14 protein-coding genes are annotated in these 15837 nt (G+C 55.6%); 10 read left to right on the top strand and 4 right to left on the bottom strand.

Going from position 1 to position 15837, the window contains the following annotated elements; genetic code table 11:
- From ABGB15_RS10775 to ABGB15_RS10765, 3 genes are all read right to left on the bottom strand, one after another.
- The gene (locus ABGB15_RS10775; protein ID WP_215722050.1) at nt 1-1413 is read right to left on the bottom strand and encodes a sodium:solute symporter family protein; all 1413 of its coding nucleotides are present in this window, start codon (nt 1411-1413) and stop codon (nt 1-3) included.
- Nucleotides 1414-1480: 67 nt separating this feature from the next.
- Nucleotides 1481-2374, bottom strand: a complete 894-nt coding sequence (locus ABGB15_RS10770; protein ID WP_215722051.1) for a dihydrodipicolinate synthase family protein — start codon at nt 2372-2374, stop codon at nt 1481-1483.
- A 17-nt stretch (nt 2375-2391) separates the two neighbouring features.
- The gene (locus tag ABGB15_RS10765) at nt 2392-3537 is read right to left on the bottom strand and encodes an iron-containing alcohol dehydrogenase (RefSeq protein WP_215722052.1); all 1146 of its coding nucleotides are present in this window, start codon (nt 3535-3537) and stop codon (nt 2392-2394) included.
- 173 nt (nt 3538-3710) lie between these two features.
- Between ABGB15_RS10765 and ABGB15_RS10760 the strand changes: the two genes are divergently transcribed.
- The 3 genes from ABGB15_RS10760 to ABGB15_RS10750 are packed head-to-tail and all read left to right on the top strand — an operon-like array spanning nt 3711 to nt 6670.
- Nucleotides 3711-4928, top strand: coding sequence for a four-carbon acid sugar kinase family protein (locus ABGB15_RS10760; RefSeq protein ID WP_215722053.1), 1218 nt, complete (start codon nt 3711-3713; stop codon nt 4926-4928).
- Nucleotides 4921-5907 (top strand): D-threonate 4-phosphate dehydrogenase, encoded by a 987-nt coding sequence (locus tag ABGB15_RS10755; protein WP_215722054.1) that lies wholly within the window; start codon nt 4921-4923, stop codon nt 5905-5907. The genes ABGB15_RS10760 and ABGB15_RS10755 overlap by 8 nt, the downstream gene beginning before the upstream one ends.
- A gap of 1 nt (nt 5908) precedes the next feature.
- Complete coding sequence (locus ABGB15_RS10750) at nt 5909-6670, top strand: DeoR/GlpR family DNA-binding transcription regulator (protein ID WP_215722055.1); 762 nt, start codon at nt 5909-5911, stop codon at nt 6668-6670.
- Between the two features lie 9 nt (nt 6671-6679).
- Here the strand turns inward: ABGB15_RS10750 and ABGB15_RS10745 are convergent, their stop codons facing one another.
- A complete protein-coding gene (locus tag ABGB15_RS10745; RefSeq protein WP_215722056.1) occupies nt 6680-7558 on the bottom strand; it encodes a LysR family transcriptional regulator in 879 nt (292 codons plus the stop codon).
- Nucleotides 7559-7657: 99 nt separating this feature from the next.
- On the opposite strand from ABGB15_RS10745, the gene sad reads away from it, so the two are divergent.
- The 7 genes from sad (at nt 7658) to ABGB15_RS10710 (ending at nt 15835) form a co-directional block, all read left to right on the top strand.
- Nucleotides 7658-9037, top strand: a complete 1380-nt coding sequence (gene sad, locus ABGB15_RS10740) for a succinate-semialdehyde dehydrogenase (protein ID WP_152081098.1) — start codon at nt 7658-7660, stop codon at nt 9035-9037.
- 108 nt (nt 9038-9145) lie between these two features.
- Nucleotides 9146-10735 carry a methyl-accepting chemotaxis protein gene (locus ABGB15_RS10735; RefSeq protein ID WP_215722057.1) on the top strand — a complete coding sequence of 530 codons (1590 nt, stop codon included), beginning with the start codon at nt 9146-9148 and terminating at the stop codon, nt 10733-10735.
- 62 nt (nt 10736-10797) lie between these two features.
- Nucleotides 10798-11724: a glutaminase B gene (glsB, locus tag ABGB15_RS10730; RefSeq protein ID WP_152081100.1), complete on the top strand. Its 927-nt coding sequence runs from the start codon at nt 10798-10800 to the stop codon at nt 11722-11724.
- Nucleotides 11724-12080, top strand: a complete 357-nt coding sequence (locus ABGB15_RS10725) for a DUF4186 domain-containing protein (protein ID WP_152081101.1) — start codon at nt 11724-11726, stop codon at nt 12078-12080. Before glsB ends, ABGB15_RS10725 begins: the two co-directional genes overlap by 1 nt.
- Before the next feature lie 114 nt (nt 12081-12194).
- Nucleotides 12195-13634 carry a GGDEF domain-containing protein gene (locus ABGB15_RS10720; protein ID WP_215722058.1) on the top strand — a complete coding sequence of 480 codons (1440 nt, stop codon included), beginning with the start codon at nt 12195-12197 and terminating at the stop codon, nt 13632-13634.
- Between the two features lie 190 nt (nt 13635-13824).
- Entirely contained in the window at nt 13825-14817 is a 993-nt protein-coding gene (locus ABGB15_RS10715) for a sensor domain-containing diguanylate cyclase (protein WP_152084377.1), read from the top strand.
- Between the two features lie 52 nt (nt 14818-14869).
- The gene (locus ABGB15_RS10710) at nt 14870-15835 is read left to right on the top strand and encodes a sensor domain-containing diguanylate cyclase (RefSeq protein ID WP_215722059.1); all 966 of its coding nucleotides are present in this window, start codon (nt 14870-14872) and stop codon (nt 15833-15835) included.
- The last annotated feature ends 2 nt before the right edge of the window (nt 15836-15837 follow it).

The raw sequence follows: 15837 nt of genomic DNA, 5'->3' as shown, positions 1-15837 counted from the left end.
TCAGACTCCATTATTTTCAGCGGGGGCGGGGGCTTTAGCCTGTGCTTTCCCCGGAATGAGACGGTCAATCACCATGATGACGGCAGGGGTCAGCAGAGCGATATACATATTGTTGATACCAAACGGATCGCCCAGCAGATACCAGACGGAGGTCACCACGCAGGCTCCGATCAGGCCGGCATTAGCGCCCCGCGTGCTGCGGAAGAACGGGGCGTAGAATGCGATAACAGCCACAACGGAAATTGACAGGCGAATGGCGCGGGTGAAGAACGACAGTTTCAGGACTTCAGGCACCAGCAGTACAAAAATCAGTGGCAGGAAGCCAATCAGCAGGGAGATCCAGCGCGTGGCCTTAAACTCCTGCTCAGGCGTTGGGTTGCGCATCGGCACGTAGAAGTCTTTCACCACCAGCGAGGCGATAGCCAGCGCAACGGTACTGACGCTGACGAAGATGGACGCGACCAGAGACGTTGTCACCAGGCCGGCCAGCCACGGGTTCATATCCTGCAGGAAGATCGGCATCGCATACAGGCTGTTGATTTCCGGGTGCAGATATTTTGCCGCCACGCCGATCACGGCAATCGCCAGGGCAATGGGCAGGCAGAAGAAGAACGCCACCCAGGTTGAACGTTTTGCCGAGTTTACGTCTTTGGTGGAAGAAATCGCCTGGATCACAAACTGGGTACAGAAGATGGAGCCAATGGTGCCGATAAGCCATGCGAAAATGGTGGAAGCACCGATGTTGCCATCCCAGGTCCAGTAGTAGTCTGGCATTTTTTCAATCATCGGCGCGAAACCGCCGGTTTTGGACAACGCAAACCCCATGATGACCAGAATGCCAAAGTATTTCAGCGCGCTGTGCAGCACGGTTATCCAGGCCACGCCCTTCATGCCGCCAAAGGCAAAGTAGAAGGTACTGACGATGGCCGTAATGAAGGCTGCTACCGGCAGATTGACCTTCAGGACCGTGGAGATAGCCGCCGCGCCGCTGACGTAGTTACCCACGTTAACCAGCAACAGGGCGTAGATCATAATGATGGAGATAATATTTTTGGTGCTGTTACCGTATTTTTCGGCAATGGCACCCGAAATGGTGATTTTGCCGGTGTTGTAAATGCGTTTCACCAGCAGCAGGCCAAAGAGCGGGAAGCCTATCGCCGCGCCGAGGACGGACCAGGAGGCGGCAAAGCCATCTTCAAATGCGGCCTGTGCCGTGCCGATGGTGGATTTGGCACCAATATACTCAGACATCAGCAAAATCCCGACAATAAACGCCGGCATCGCGCGGGAGCCTTCCATAAAATCACCGGAGTTTTTACTCCGTATCCGGAAGGTCAGCCAGGTGGTGAACAGGATGTAGGCAATCACAATGCCGACAATGATAAGGGTATGTTCAGCGGTAAAATTATTCATCTTTGCCTCTCTTCAGGGCGAGTGAATCCTGAGCACCAGCAGTACCCGGTATTCTTATTGACGAAACTTACGCCATTGAGTTAAGTAATGTTGTTACTGTCTGGCGTATCTGTTGTTGTTGCTGCGCGTCAAACGCCACGGCGTAACGGCTCTCTCCGACGTCTTCTCCCATGAGCTGCAGCGCTTTTTTGACCGCGGCAGGGGAAAACGCCACGCTATACAAATCCGTGCGAAGCTGCGTGACGCTCTCCTGCGCCCGGCGGGAGCCGTCAATATCACCCGCGTTAAAGCGTGCCCAGATGGCGTTAATTGCCGCGGGTGCAACGTTCGCCAGCCCGGAAATGCAGGCGGAGCAGCCATCAACAAATCCCTGATGAATCAGTGAGTCCGGCCCGTTAAGTACGTCGAAACCGTCGATATCTTTCACTGCGTTCAGGAACCCGGTCAGGCTCTCGTAACTCCCGGCACTGTCTTTGATGCCGATAATATTCGGGTGCTCTGCCAGAGCCCGGGCGGTGGCAGGTTCAATGGTGTTGCCGGTACGCGCCGGAATGTTGTACAGGAATACCGGCACGCTTAACGCATCGGCAATCGCCGTGTAGTGCGCGACAAGCTCGTTTTGTTTCAGCGGCACGAAATAAGGGGTAATGACGGATACGGCATCCACACCCAGCGAGGCAATGTGTTTCCCCAGACGGAGGGTGTCTCGGGTCGAGATTTCGCCGATGTGGGCGACAACCGGCGCACGTCCCGCGACGGTTTCCACACAGGTACGGGTAACGGCGATTTTCTCTTCTTCGTTCAGGACGAAGAACTCACCGTTTGTTCCGCCGCAAAAAATGCCGTTGCCGGCATCAAGCTGGCGGGCGATCTGCCGTTCTAAGCCGGCAAGATTGAGGTCACCTTCAGCGTCAAAGGGGGTGACGATAGCTGTCAGCACACCCTTAATGTTGTTACGCATTACTCACTCCTTCGATATCAATTTTGGGGAAACAGTGTCCGGTAAATGGCCTGCACCTCGTCGTGGTCTGGCTGACAAGGGGCGTTATTCATCAAACGCTTGACGTTCAGTGCGGCCTCGCTCAGGGAGGCAATGTCCTCTCGCGGTACGCCCAGCGTTTCAAGGTTGTCTGGCAGGTTGAGCCTGCGCACCAGCGACGCAAAGTATTCCACCAGCGCATGGGATTTTTCCTCGTCTGGCAGGGTGGTATCCGCACCTGGCACCAGATCCCAGACCTGTGCGAACTTTGCAACGGCATGAGGACGTACCACGCGCATGCAGGGAGCCAGAAGAATGGCGTTGGCCACGCCATGCGGCAGGTGGTATTTCCCCCCAAGCGGGTAGGAAAGCGCATGAACCAGGTGAGTACCGGCGTGGGCAATCGCCACACCACCGTAATAAGAGGCCCACAGCATCTCCAGTTTTGCCACCAGGTTGCCCGGTTCGGCGCAGGCCGTTTCGATATTGTTCAGCAGCTTGTACAGCCCGGTCAGCGCGGCGTTGTCACTCACCGGATTTGCGACCGTCGAGGTGAAACACTCGATCAGGTGGCACAGGGCGTCAATACCCGTCGACGAGGCAATGTGTGCCGGCATGCTGGTGGTCAGCTCCGGCAGGAGGGCAACGTAATCGGGCAGCAGCACGGGAGAGATTATGCCCACTTTCGTGTTCTGCTCCGGTATCGCCAGAATGGCGTTCGGCGTGGCTTCCGATCCCGTACCGGCAGTGGCCGGGATCAGTAAAGAAGGAATACGCGCGACGGGTTTCGTTCCCGCCAGCAAGGTATCCAGGCCCGGTGACCGGGGATGACACAGCACAGAGAGCAGCTTTGCCACGTCCAGCACGCTGCCACCGCCGATCCCCACAACCAAATCGTAAACACCGGACGTCATGCCGTTCAGCAACTGGCTGACATCATGGTGGGAGGGTTCCGGTGGCACATTATCAATAATAGTGACGCTGCGATTTTCCTCTTCGAGGATCGCCCGGATCTGTTTCGCCGCGTCCAGACGCGAAATATTGCCGTCTGTGACCAGTAAGAGCTGTTCTTTTCCACTGAGCAGCGGCCTGATGGCGGGAATGGCACCTGCGCCGCTGATAATTGTGCTGTTGATAGTTACCACATTTTTCTCCTGTCTCTGTGTCCATGATTGATTTCGCTCAAATCAGATCAGTCATGGTCATCGTGTGGCTAAATTTATAATTTATTCGCAAACTGAATAACTTGATCTTGCTCACATATAATCAATCATGATTGAATATAATCATTAACAGAATGCACGAACCCGGAGTGGGGATGAAAGAGAACAACCTGTACAGAGATGTGGTCGTGGTCGCCGATGACTTTACCGGTGCTAACGATGCGGGCGTCAGCCTGGCGCTGCGCGGCAAAAAGGTTTGCGTGGCGTTTCATACGCCTTTTAGCGAATCAGCCGATGCGCTGGTAATTAATACAGATTCCAGGGCGTTACGGGCATCAGAGGCGGCTGAAAAAATCGCGCAGCTTGGTGCGGATATCGCGGGTGCCCGCTGGCTTATCAAGAAGATAGATTCCACGCTGCGCGGCAATGTGGGGGCTGAAACCGCCGCGCTTCAGGCACTAAGCGGTAAGCGGCAGATCATTATCGCACCGGCGTATCCAGCCGCCGGGCGGACCACACAGCACGGCAAATGTCTGGTGAACGGCATTCCGGTGAATGAAACCGAATTTGCCAGCGATCCAAAAACCCCCGTACCAGCCGCGGACATTGCGGAGCTGTTTACCGGCCATGTAGCCAGAACCGCGACGGTAAACACGCTGCAGAACGCGCTGGCGCAAGGAACGGAGCTGCTGATAGTGGATGCGGCAAGCGATGACGATCTGGATGCCATTATCGCCGCCGCGCTGACCTGCGCAGAGACGCCGCTGCTGGTGGGGTCTGCCGGACTGTGCGATGCGCTGGCACGCCACCTTGCCCCTGTGCGGCGTAAACAGCTGCTGGCCGTCGTTGGCTCTATGAGCGAGATCGCTCAGAGCCAGATTGCTCTGGCCGCCGGAGCGCCTGGCGTGTCGTCAGTGTTCATTGATGTTAATGATGTTTTGACGGGCGTGACGGCGGGCTATCTCACGCAGATTACGCAGGCGTTTAAGGCTGGCAACCACTGCATTGTCCATACCTGCCCGGACCAGGCGGCCCGTCACCAGGTCGGGATACTTTGTCAGAAGCATCAGGTTACCCGTGCGCAACTGGGCGAAAGGATCTGCTCGTTCCTGGGTGAACTGACCCGACAGGCACTGGAAGCGCGCGCGCCGGATGCGTTGTATGTCTCCGGTGGCGATGTGGCGATGGCGGTGGCCAGCGCACTGGGCGCACAAGGGTTTGAAATTACAGGGCGTGTTGCACAGTGTGTGCCATACGGAAAATTTTTGGGTTGTGCCTGGCTCCGGCCGGTAATGACCAAAGCAGGGGGCTTCGGCAAGAAAGAGACGCTGCTTGAGGTTTTGCATTTTATCGAGGAGAGACTGAGTGACTAATATCATTGCTGTAACCATGGGTGACCCGGCTGGCATTGGCCCGGAAATCATTATTAAATCCCTGACTGAAGGCGAATTGTCAGGCTCGCCTGTCGTGGTGGTGGGTTGTGCCCGTACCCTACAACGGGTGCTGGAAAAAGGGATCACAGAGCAGGCCGATATTCGGGTGATCGATAAGGTCAGTGATGCGCAATTTGCGCCGAAAGTGATTAACGTTCTGGATGAGCCGCTGGCCGATCCTGATGCACTGAAGCCGGGCGTTGTTCAGGCTCAGGCCGGCGATTTGGCTTATCGTTGCGTGAAACGCGCCACCGGGCTGGCAATGGCGGGCGAGGTAAAGGCTATTGCCACGGCTCCGCTGAATAAAGAAGCGCTGCATCTGGCCGGGCATCACTATCCCGGCCATACGGAACTGCTGGCACATCTGACAGGAAGCAAAGATTACGCCATGGTGCTGTACACCGATAAACTCAAGGTGATTCACATCACCACCCACATTGCGTTGCGTAAATTCCTTGATACGCTCAACCAGGATCGGGTAAAAACCGTGATCGGTATTGCTGATACGTTCCTGAAACGTGTGGGATACACTCATCCTCGCATCGCGGTTGCGGGCGTTAACCCGCATGCGGGCGAAAACGGTCTGTTTGGTGATGAAGAGATCAAGATTGTCGGACCTGCCGTTGAGGCGATGAAAGCACAGGGGCTAAACGTCTACGGACCTTGCCCGCCGGATACAGTATTTATGCAGTGCCACGAAGGAATGTATGACATGGTCGTTGCGATGTATCACGATCAGGGGCATATTCCGTTAAAATTACTCGGTTTTTACGACGGGGTGAATATCACCGCCGGATTGCCGTTTATTCGCACTTCTGCAGACCACGGCACCGCGTTTGACATTGCGTGGACCGGTAAAGCGAAGTCTGAGAGCATGACGGTGTCTATCCAGTTGGCTATGCAAATCACACGGGAATAATATGAAGGGATATAACCGGTTAGAGCAGATAATGGATTACCTGAAAGGGCACAACCTGGTGACGGTGGATCAACTGGTAGCGATCACCGATGCCTCGCCGGCGACGATTCGCCGCGATCTGATTAAGCTCGATCAGGAGGGGGTGATCAGCCGTACCCACGGCGGTGTCACCCTTAACCGGTTTATTCCTTCCCAGCCCACGACACATGAAAAAATGCAGCGCAGCCTGGCGGAAAAACACGCTATCGCCAGTGCGGCTGCGAGTTTTGTTAAAGCGGGGGATGCCATCGTGCTGGATGCGGGAACCACGATGATTGAACTCGCTCGTCAGCTGACGCACCTCCCGCTGCGCGTGATTACCAGCGATCTGCACATTGCGCTGTTTCTGTCGGAATTTAAGCAGATTGAAGTGACGATTATCGGCGGACGAATTGATGATTCGAGCCAGTCCTGCATTGGCGATCACGGGCGTCGCCTTTTGCAAAACATCTGGCCTGATGTGGCCTTTGTAAGCTGTAATGGCTGGGACATTACCCGCGGGATTACCTCACCAACGGAAGAAAAAGCTGCGCTGAAACGTGATTTGATAGCCAACGCCAGACGCCGCGTATTGCTGGCGGACAGCTCCAAGTATGGTGCCTGGTCACTGTTCAACGTCGCTCATCTCAATACGTTGACGGATATCGTGACCGACAATCGGCTGGATACCGAGATTCAGACGCAACTCGGCCAGCTGGATGCCCGGCTGACTCTCGCGTCGTGACGCTAATCGTTATGCAGAAGGCGCAGGTGCCTGACGTTCGTTCAGCAGCGCGATAAAGGCTTCGAGCTGGCGGGTCATCGCGCCGCGACGCCACACCAGCCAGGTGGTAAGCCAGCGCCAGTTCTCCGCCAGCGGCCACGCCTCAACCTGATGATGTCCTGGCATACTTTCCAGCATTGAGCGGGGCATCAGCGCAATGCCTGCCCCTGCGATCACGCAGGCGAGCATCCCGTGATACGACTCCATCTCATGAATGCGCCCCGGTGTTGCTCTGTCTGCATGAAACCAGCTTTCCAGATGTCGACGATAGGAGCAGTTAGCGCGAAAGGCATACACATCGCTGCCGCTTACCTGCGTTGCGCGGGAGACTTCACGGTGTCCAGCAGGCGCTACCAGCATCATCTCTTCCCGGTAGACCGGCATGCCGTCCAGTTCAGGGTGCGATAACGGCCCGTCGACAAATGCGGCACTTAATGTTCCCTCCAGCACGCCGTCGATCATCGTTCCTGAGGGGCCGGTAGAGAGGGCAAACTGAATACGGGGATAGCGCTGGTTAAATAAGGCCAGGCTTTCGGGGATGCGCACAGCGGCGGTGCTCTCCAGCGCGCCGAGGGCAAACAATCCCTGGGGTTCATCACCGGCGACAACCCTCCGCGCCTCATCAACCAGCGCCAGGATCTGCTTACTGTAGCGCAGAAAATTATGTCCGGCTGGCGATAGCCGCAACCGCTGATTTTCACGAATAAACAGCTCTACGCCGAGATCCGCCTCCAACTGGCGGATGCGGGTCGTGAGGTTTGACGGAACGCGATGCACTTTCTGCGCCGCCTGGGTGATGCTGCCGGTCTGCGCAACGGCGTTAAACATTTCAAGCTGAGTTAAGTCCATGCCATTCTCGTTTTGTGAATAAGGTGGTCATTATTATTCATTTTTAAGAAATAGCAGAGTGAGCCACACTGAAGCAACTGTTATTGTGTGGAGAATATTATGACTCAGTCAGTTGCTACATCTGTAAACCCGGCGACCGGCGAAACGCTGGCGTCTTATCCGTGGGCGACCGCCGAAGAGGTTGAACAGGCTATCGCGCAGGCGGACGCCGGTTTCCGTCAGTGGCGGCGTGAGAGCGTGTCCCACCGCGCTCAGAAGCTGCGCGATCTCGGTGTGGCGCTGCGTAACCGGGCGGAAGAGATGGCCCAGATGATGTCCCGCGAAATGGGAAAACCCATTTTGCAGGCGCGCGCGGAGGTGACGAAATCGGCCAGTCTGTGTGACTGGTATGCCGAACACGGCCCGGCAATGCTGCGTGCCGAACCGACGCAGGTGGAAAACCAGAATGCGGTAATTGAGTACCGCCCACTGGGGCCTGTTCTGGCGGTGATGCCGTGGAATTTCCCACTCTGGCAGGTACTGCGTGGTGCAGTGCCGATCCTGCTGGCGGGGAACAGCTATCTGCTCAAGCATGCGCCTAACGTGCTGGGCTCAGCCGAACTTATTGCCCGTATTTTTGCCGACGCCCGTTTTCCTCAGGGGGTTTTTGGCTGGGTCAATGCCACTAACGACGGTGTGAGCCAGGCGATTAACGATCGTCGTATCGCTGCCATCACCGTGACCGGGAGCGTGCGTGCCGGTGCGGCAATCGGGGCACAGGCGGGGGCGGCGCTGAAAAAATGCGTGCTTGAACTGGGAGGCTCCGATCCGTTTATCGTCCTGAATGATGCCGATCTGGATCTGGCTGTAAAAGCCGCAGTGGCCGGACGTTACCAGAATACCGGGCAGGTTTGCGCAGCGGCGAAGCGTTTTATCGTTGAAGCGGGCATTGCCGATGCCTTTACCCAACGCTTTATCGATGCCGCCTCTGCGCTGAAGGTCGGCGCGCCGGATAAAGAAGAGAGCGATATCGGCCCGATGGCGCGTTTTGACCTGCGTGATGAGTTGCACCAGCAGGTACAGGCGACGCTGTCAGAAGGTGCGACATTGCTGCTGGGCGGAGAGAAAATCGCCGGCGAGGGGAATTACTACGCGCCAACGGTACTGGGGAACGTCGCGCCGGAAATGACGGCGTTTCGTCAGGAGCTGTTTGGCCCTGTCGCGGCCATCACGGTTGCAAAAGATGCGGAACACGCGCTGCAACTGGCCAACGACAGTGATTTCGGTTTGTCTGCCACCGTCTTTACCGCCAACAGTGCGCTGGCGGCATTATTCTCACGCGAGCTGGAGTGTGGCGGCGTGTTTATTAACGGTTACAGCGCCAGTGATGCGCGTGTTGCCTTTGGCGGCGTGAAGAAGAGCGGGTTTGGTCGTGAGCTTTCACACTTTGGTTTGCACGAATTCTGTAATGTGCAGACGGTATGGAAAGATCGCGTTTAACGAAAAAGGGCCTTCATTGCGAAGGCCTTTGTCACGTTTTTGCAATGGTTCTGTCATTTTTCTCTCGTAGACTCCATCGCGTCTAACGCATTGTTACAGAAGAAAATTATGAACCTAACGCAAATTTTACGCCGTATTGCGCAGCGCATCATCCCACGTCAGTTTGGTCTGCTGGCCGGTATCTTTTGTATTATTGGGCTTTTCTCCGCACTGCAACTCTCTTCATCCTTTCTGTTAACCGCTTCTCTCAAAGAGGCCCAGCGCAACGAGCAGCACAATCAGCTGGCATATCAGCAGCAGGGAAAGCTGGATCTGGCGCGCGTCTCTCTGCTGGCGGCAAGCGATCTGCTTAACCGTTCGGGCGTCTGGTTTATGCAGGATAAAGAGACCGGCTCAGAAGGAAGCTGGCACAGCCTGATGGACGAGGCGCAAAAATCGCTGGAGGCGTCTCAGCAGGCATGGAATGCCTGGCTTGCACTTAATCCGCCGAAGGACGAAGCGTTGATAAACAGTTACCAGCTATTCTATGGAGCCATTAAAGAGCAGGCCGAAGGGCTTATCAAAACTAACTCAATTGATGCCTTTTTCGCGGTGCCCTCCCAGGCGTTCCAGACTGATTTTAACGATAACTATGCTCGCTATCAGCAGGTAAGCGAGAAACAGGCAGTACAGGGACGGCAGGCGCTGATGGAACAGCTTTCAGGGCTGCAAACGCTTTTCCTGCTTGCGCCGGTTGTGCTGCTGGCGATAGCGATTGTCGTCTGGTTCGGGATGGCAAAGTGGGTCATTACACCGCTGCGTCGGTTGATCGCACACATCAACCTGCTGGCTGCGGGGGATTTGTCGGGCACACCGCCTGGCGTAATGCGCTTTAACCGCGAAATTGGGCAACTTAGCGACAGTGTTGTCACCCTGCAAACGGGCCTGCAGCAGCTGGTGATGCAGGTCAGTGATGCCACTACCTCAATGGTTGAAAATATTGGATCGCTGGCACAGGGCAATCAGAAGCTGTATCAGCAGTCGGCTCGTCAGGCGAAGGAACTGGAAGATGTCACGTCACATATTGCAGTGCTGGAGACGCACGTCGAAGGCAATACCGGCTATGCGAGGCTTGCCAGCACGCGCGCGGATGAGGCGAGGCAGGCTGCAGCCGGTGGCGATCACATGATGTCGACCGTCAATGAATCCATGCAGGCGATCGTTGACCGATCTTCTGAGATGCGAGGGATCGTCGCGATGATCGACAGCGTGGCGTTTCAGACCAATATCCTGGCTCTCAACGCAGCCATTGAAGCGGCGCATGCGGGGGAGCAGGGCCGCGGCTTTGCGGTGGTTGCCAGAGAGGTAGGGCTGCTTGCCAGAAAGAGCAGCCACTCAACCCAAACCATTCAGGAGCTGATCAACCACTCCTTGCAGGGCATTGAAGATGGTTCGAAAGCCGTCACGCGCCTCGAAGATAACCTCCAGCAGGTGACCGGGCTGGTGGCGAATTTAAGCAGCCTGCTGAATGATATCTCGACCGCCACGCTGAGCCAGGGGGAGAGCATTCACCAGATGACCCGCCAGCTTCAGGCGCTGAACCAGGTGTCACGCCAGACTGACGCGCTGGTCACTGATGCGTCACAAGCCTCCGAGCGTCTGCAGCAGGAGTCCGATCTTTTGCTGCACGCCGTTTCGCGTTTTCGTCTCCCTGCCTGACGCGACATATCAGCGTCTGTTATACTCGCAGCCCGTTTTAGCCTGAGGGCAAGGAGCAAAGTGTGGCTGCGGTCATCCATAATGAGATGCTGGACGAGATTCTGGCGCAGGTTCGTCCGTTACTGGGGCAGGGTAAGGTTGCCGACTATATTCCGGCGCTGGCGTCGGTCAGCGGTAATAAGCTGGGCATCGCCATTTGTACGGTAGACGGCCAGCGCTATCAAGCCGGTGATGCCCGTGAGCGCTTCTCGATTCAGTCAATTTCAAAAGTGCTGAGCCTGGTGGCGGCCATGCGTCAGTATGATGAAGATGAAATCTGGCAGCGCGTGGGTAAAGATCCGTCCGGCCAGCCGTTTAACTCTCTCCTGCAGCTTGAAATTGAACAGGGTAAACCGCGTAACCCCTTTATCAACGCCGGGGCGCTGGTGGTGTGCGATATGCTGCAAAGCCGCCTCAGTGCGCCTCGTCAACGTATGCTTGAAATTGTGCGCCAGCTTTCCGGTGTGCAGGATATCGCCTATGATCCGGTTGTGGCACGCTCTGAGTTTGAACACTCCGCCCGTAACGCGGCAATTGCCTGGCTGATGAAATCGTTTGGCAATTTTCATAACGATGTTGCCACCGTTCTGCAAAACTACTTTCACTACTGTGCGCTGAAGATGAACTGCGTTGAACTGGCCCAAACGTTTTTGTTCCTCGCTCACCAGGGCCACGCGCCGCATCTCTCTGAAGATGTGGTTTCCCCGATGCAGGCTCGCCAGATTAACGCCCTGATGGCGACCAGCGGGATGTATCAGAACGCCGGTGAGTTCGCGTGGCGCGTTGGTTTGCCAGCCAAGTCGGGCGTTGGCGGGGGCGTCGTGGCGATTGTACCGCACGAGATGGCGATAGCCGTCTGGAGCCCGGAACTGGATGAGACGGGAAATTCACTTGCCGGTGTGGCAGTGCTGGAGCAACTGACACAACGCCTGGGGCGGTCGGTCTACTGATGTCAACGCTGGAGCCGTTATTTATTCGTTTGTCACGTTCAACCTTTCGTTCCCGTTTTCGCTTAGGGCCGAAAGAGCGGCAATACTGCTGGGACAAAGGGGCCGACACCATCGATCAACATGCCGCAGATTTTGTTTCTAAGCGGCTGGCCCCGGCACATCCTGCCAGGGATGGAAAGCAAACGCCGATGCGCGGACATCCGGTATTTATCGCGCAGCACGCTACCGCCACCTGTTGTCGGGGCTGTCTGGCAAAATGGCACAATATCCCGCAGGGGGAGCCACTCACTGCGCAACAGCAGCACTACATTGTCAGCGTGATCCATCACTGGCTGGTGTTACAGATGAACGCCTGAAACTGGCAGGTTATGATCGTGTTGTGTATGTGTTATAGATGCATGCTAAATTATTTCCATTCATGCTAATGGCCGCAAATACGCGCCATAAGTGATTATATGGATCGATATTTCATGCGTTCTGCTATCGCTTCGTTCACACTTTTTCGACCAGAAAGCCCGCTACGCAATGCGGTGGGTATCTTTCTCCTCACCACATTGTTCTATTTTATCGGTGCAGAGTTGCGTCTGGTGGAAGCATTATCTCTTTTCTGGCCGCTGAACGGGGTCATGGCAGGCGTATTTTCCCGTTATCTGTACCTTAACCGCCTTCGCTATTACACGGTCTCTTACGTCGCCATGCTGATGTACGATGCGGTAACCACTAACTGGGGAATGGCTTCTCTGGTGATCAATGCATCGAATATGGTCTTTATTGTTACCGTGGCGCTGCTGGTGCTGCGTGATAAGCGGTTAATGATGGCTACGCAGGAACCGATCAACGCGCTGCGGCTGTTTAATTATTGCCTGGTTGCCGCCTTGCTGTGTGCACTCCTGGGGGCGACAGGCTCGGACGGGATAGACAGCCTGACGTTCTGGCCGCTCTTTGCCGACTGGTTTAGTGAGCAGTTCTCGACAGGTGTGTTGATTGTGCCGTGCATACTTACGGTGAAAATACCGGAACGCTTTATCCGGTTCCATCCTGAGCAGCTCCTGCCGGTGCTGGCGTTGATCGTTTCTGTTGCGGCGTCGGTCATCATTGGCGGAGCAGGGAGCCTGGCCTTTCCGTTGCCCGCGCTTATCTGGTGTGCTGTAAGGTATTCCCTGCCAGCAACCTGTTTGTTGACATTTGTTACCGGAGCGGCAGAGATCATACTGGTTGCTAACTCTGTTATTGATATTGCGGTCGACGCGCCGCTGTCGACACCGATGATGTTCTCGGCGCGCCTCGGGATTGCGACGATGGCGATTTGCCCGGTAATGGTTTCCGTGAGCGTGGCAGCCATTAACTCGCTTATCCGGCAGGTCTCATTGCGGGCGGATTACGACTTTCTGACGCATGTCTATTCGCGCTCCGGTCTGTACGAAGCACTCAAACATGAAGGGGCGCACCGGCACTCACGCTTTCTGACGGTTATGCTTCTGGATATTGATTATTTCAAGAGTATCAACGACAACTACGGCCACGAGTGTGGCGACCGTGTGTTGGCGTCTTTTGCGCAGAAAGTGCAGCAGGTCGTGGGTGAGGATGGGCTGGTGGCGCGTATGGGGGGTGAAGAGTTTGCGGTGGTCGTGAACTCCGGCGATGCGCAACACGGTTTTACCCTGGCTGAACGTATCAGGCTCTCCATAGCAAATCATCCGTTTACCTGGCGGCAGCAAACCTTGTACTTAACGGTCAGTATCGGGCTGGGAAGCGGAAAATCGGAGTCCTGGGAGCTAACAGAGGTCTTTAACAGGCTCATGGCCGAGGCAGACGATTATCTCTATCGTTCGAAAAAAGCAGGCCGAAATCGTACCAGTGCGCGGTTGTCGGCGGATCTGATCGTCGCCGAACCGGAGCGGGGGGCGTAGTGGGCGAAAATGTCATCCGTTCAGTCAGAATGCGGTATGCGTCTGAATGATTAGCGGATAAATTGCTTGCTACGTATTTTTAAGCTCAATAAGATTACCGCAAGAAATATATCGGAAAAATCTTAGCATGAATGCCACTGACAAACTCAGCTCCACGCCCCGCGTACCCGGCAGTCGGTTTGTCAAACGTATGTATCTGATGCGTATTCTCGGTACGCTGCTCTGTTTTTTCCCCGTCCTGTCCGTGCTGGCCGAGCACCAACGTTCAGTCTGGCTTATGGTATTGCTGGGGATGAATGCTTTTATCTGGCCCACTGTTGCCTGGTATCGCGCGCGTCAATCACCGGTTCCTCTGGTCACAGAACAGCAAAACCTGCTCCTTGATGCCGGAGCCGGGGGATTCTGGATCGCCATGATGGCGGTGAATCCGCTGCCATCTGTGGTGATTGCCACGATCCTGCTCGCAGACAGACTCTCAGCGGGAGGACTTCCGCTGATGAGGAAGGCGGCGGTTCTGATGCTGGCGGTTTTTCTGGTGAGCTGGCTAACACAGGGGATGGCTGTAGACCTGATCGTCTCGCCGCGAACGCTGTTTGCCACGTTGCCCCTGATTGCGATCTACATGATTGCCCTTAGCGTGCTCACGGACAGTATTGCGCGGCGTCTTCGGATCAAGAGCCGGGAGCTTGAGCGGATCGCCATGATGGACCCGTTGCTCGATATTGCCAATCGACGCCTGCTTGAAAAGCGTATCGATCACGAGCTGAATAAACTTCGCCAGTCCTGCCGTGAGTCCGCGTTGATGTTTATTGATATCGACAATTTTAAAGAGGTTAACGACCGTTTTGGCCATAAGGTAGGGGATGCGTTGCTGGCTACGGTATCGCAGATCCTGCATCTGGCGACACGGCCTACGGATACGCCAGCGCGTCTGGGCGGCGATGAGTTCGTGATCCTGCTGCCGAATACCACCCTTGATGAAGCCCATATTGTGGCTACCCGTATTATGGATGCCGCTGCGGTGATGAAAGATGTCGCTCAGGAGGCCGTGCATTGTACGCTCAGTATCGGTATAGCCTGCGCCACGCGCGACATGGACAGCGTGACCGACTGGCTGCAGGCAGCCGATAATGCCCTTTACCAGGCCAAGCGTGAGGGTAAGAACAGAATTTTCGCCCACTGATAATGTCGCTGTAAGCTACGCTTTTAATAACGTAAAAGCGTCAGGAGACGTTATGAAAATACCCGCCATCCCTGTTAATGAAACGGATCGTCTGAACGCTTTGCGTGAATCCGGCCTGCTGGAACTCGACACCTCTCCGGCGTTTGACCGGCTGACGCGGCTGGCTAAACGCTTTTTTAACGTGCCCCTGGCGATGGTTAACCTGATCGATGAACATTCGCTTATCGTCAAATCGGCTGACGGAGAGGCTCCTGCAAGCATTCCCCGCGATATCTCATTTTGCAGTCATACCATTCTGAACGACGCGCCGCTGGTGGTGCCGGATATGCTTCGGGATGTTCGCTTCACGGATAATCCGCTGGTGGCCGGTGAGCCCGGCGTTCGCTTTTACGCAGGGTTTCCGCTGCGCTTGCGTGGCGGGGTAAATGTTGGTTCGCTCTGCCTTATTGATTACGCTCCCCGTGAATTTTCAGCGGCCGATCTCGCCGTGTTAAGCGATCTGAGTGCTCTGGTGGAGGGCGAATTCGCGGCAGTGAGTGCGGCGACGACAGACGAACTGACGGGCCTGTACAATCGTCGCGGTTTTAATCAGTTTGTTCCGTTTGTGCTTTCTGTGGCCAGACGACGGGCAGAGCCATTAACTCTGGGCTGGCTGGATCTGGATCGCTTTAAACAGATTAACGACCGCTATGGGCATGATGAAGGCGACAACGCACTGAAGGCGATGGCAACCCTGATGCGTACCTCCTTCCGTGAGGCCGACCTTTTAGCCCGCTTTGGCGGGGATGAGTTCGCGGTGCTGTTTGCCGATACGGATGAGCAGGGGGCCTGGATAGCAATGCAGTATCTTGCCGAGCAGGTAGAAAATTATAACGCCGGTAAGCAGCACCCGTGGTCTTTACACTTTTCGTGGGGGCTGAGTGAATTCGATCACACCAGCAATGATATGCAGCGGTGGTTGAAAACGGCTGATGAGAAAATGTATGCCATGAAACAGCAGCGCCAGGCCAGACGCTGACA

The organism is Enterobacter sp. MALB-1 (assembly GCF_041021625.1).
GTDB lineage: Bacteria > Pseudomonadota > Gammaproteobacteria > Enterobacterales > Enterobacteriaceae > Enterobacter > Enterobacter oligotrophicus.
The sequence above is the reverse complement of the archived record's forward strand: the minus strand, read 5'-3'. Positions and strand labels throughout refer to the sequence as shown.

What these genes read in the sequence shown, in the direction of transcription:
- ABGB15_RS10715 (WP_152084377.1), top strand. Translation starts at nt 13,825, where the DNA reads ATGTATCTGATGCGTATTCTCGGTACGCTGCTCTGTTTTTTCCCCGTC.
- ABGB15_RS10725 (WP_152081101.1), top strand. Translation starts at nt 11,724, where the DNA reads ATGTCAACGCTGGAGCCGTTATTTATTCGTTTGTCACGTTCAACCTTT.
- ABGB15_RS10745 (WP_215722056.1), bottom strand. Translation starts at nt 7,558, where the DNA reads ATGGACTTAACTCAGCTTGAAATGTTTAACGCCGTTGCGCAGACCGGC.
- ABGB15_RS10710 (WP_215722059.1), top strand. Translation starts at nt 14,870, where the DNA reads ATGAAAATACCCGCCATCCCTGTTAATGAAACGGATCGTCTGAACGCT.
- ABGB15_RS10760 (WP_215722053.1), top strand. Translation starts at nt 3,711, where the DNA reads ATGAAAGAGAACAACCTGTACAGAGATGTGGTCGTGGTCGCCGATGAC.
- sad (WP_152081098.1), top strand. Translation starts at nt 7,658, where the DNA reads ATGACTCAGTCAGTTGCTACATCTGTAAACCCGGCGACCGGCGAAACG.
- ABGB15_RS10750 (WP_215722055.1), top strand. Translation starts at nt 5,909, where the DNA reads ATGAAGGGATATAACCGGTTAGAGCAGATAATGGATTACCTGAAAGGG.
- ABGB15_RS10720 (WP_215722058.1), top strand. Translation starts at nt 12,195, where the DNA reads ATGCGTTCTGCTATCGCTTCGTTCACACTTTTTCGACCAGAAAGCCCG.
- ABGB15_RS10775 (WP_215722050.1), bottom strand. Translation starts at nt 1,413, where the DNA reads ATGAATAATTTTACCGCTGAACATACCCTTATCATTGTCGGCATTGTG.
- ABGB15_RS10735 (WP_215722057.1), top strand. Translation starts at nt 9,146, where the DNA reads ATGAACCTAACGCAAATTTTACGCCGTATTGCGCAGCGCATCATCCCA.
- ABGB15_RS10770 (WP_215722051.1), bottom strand. Translation starts at nt 2,374, where the DNA reads ATGCGTAACAACATTAAGGGTGTGCTGACAGCTATCGTCACCCCCTTT.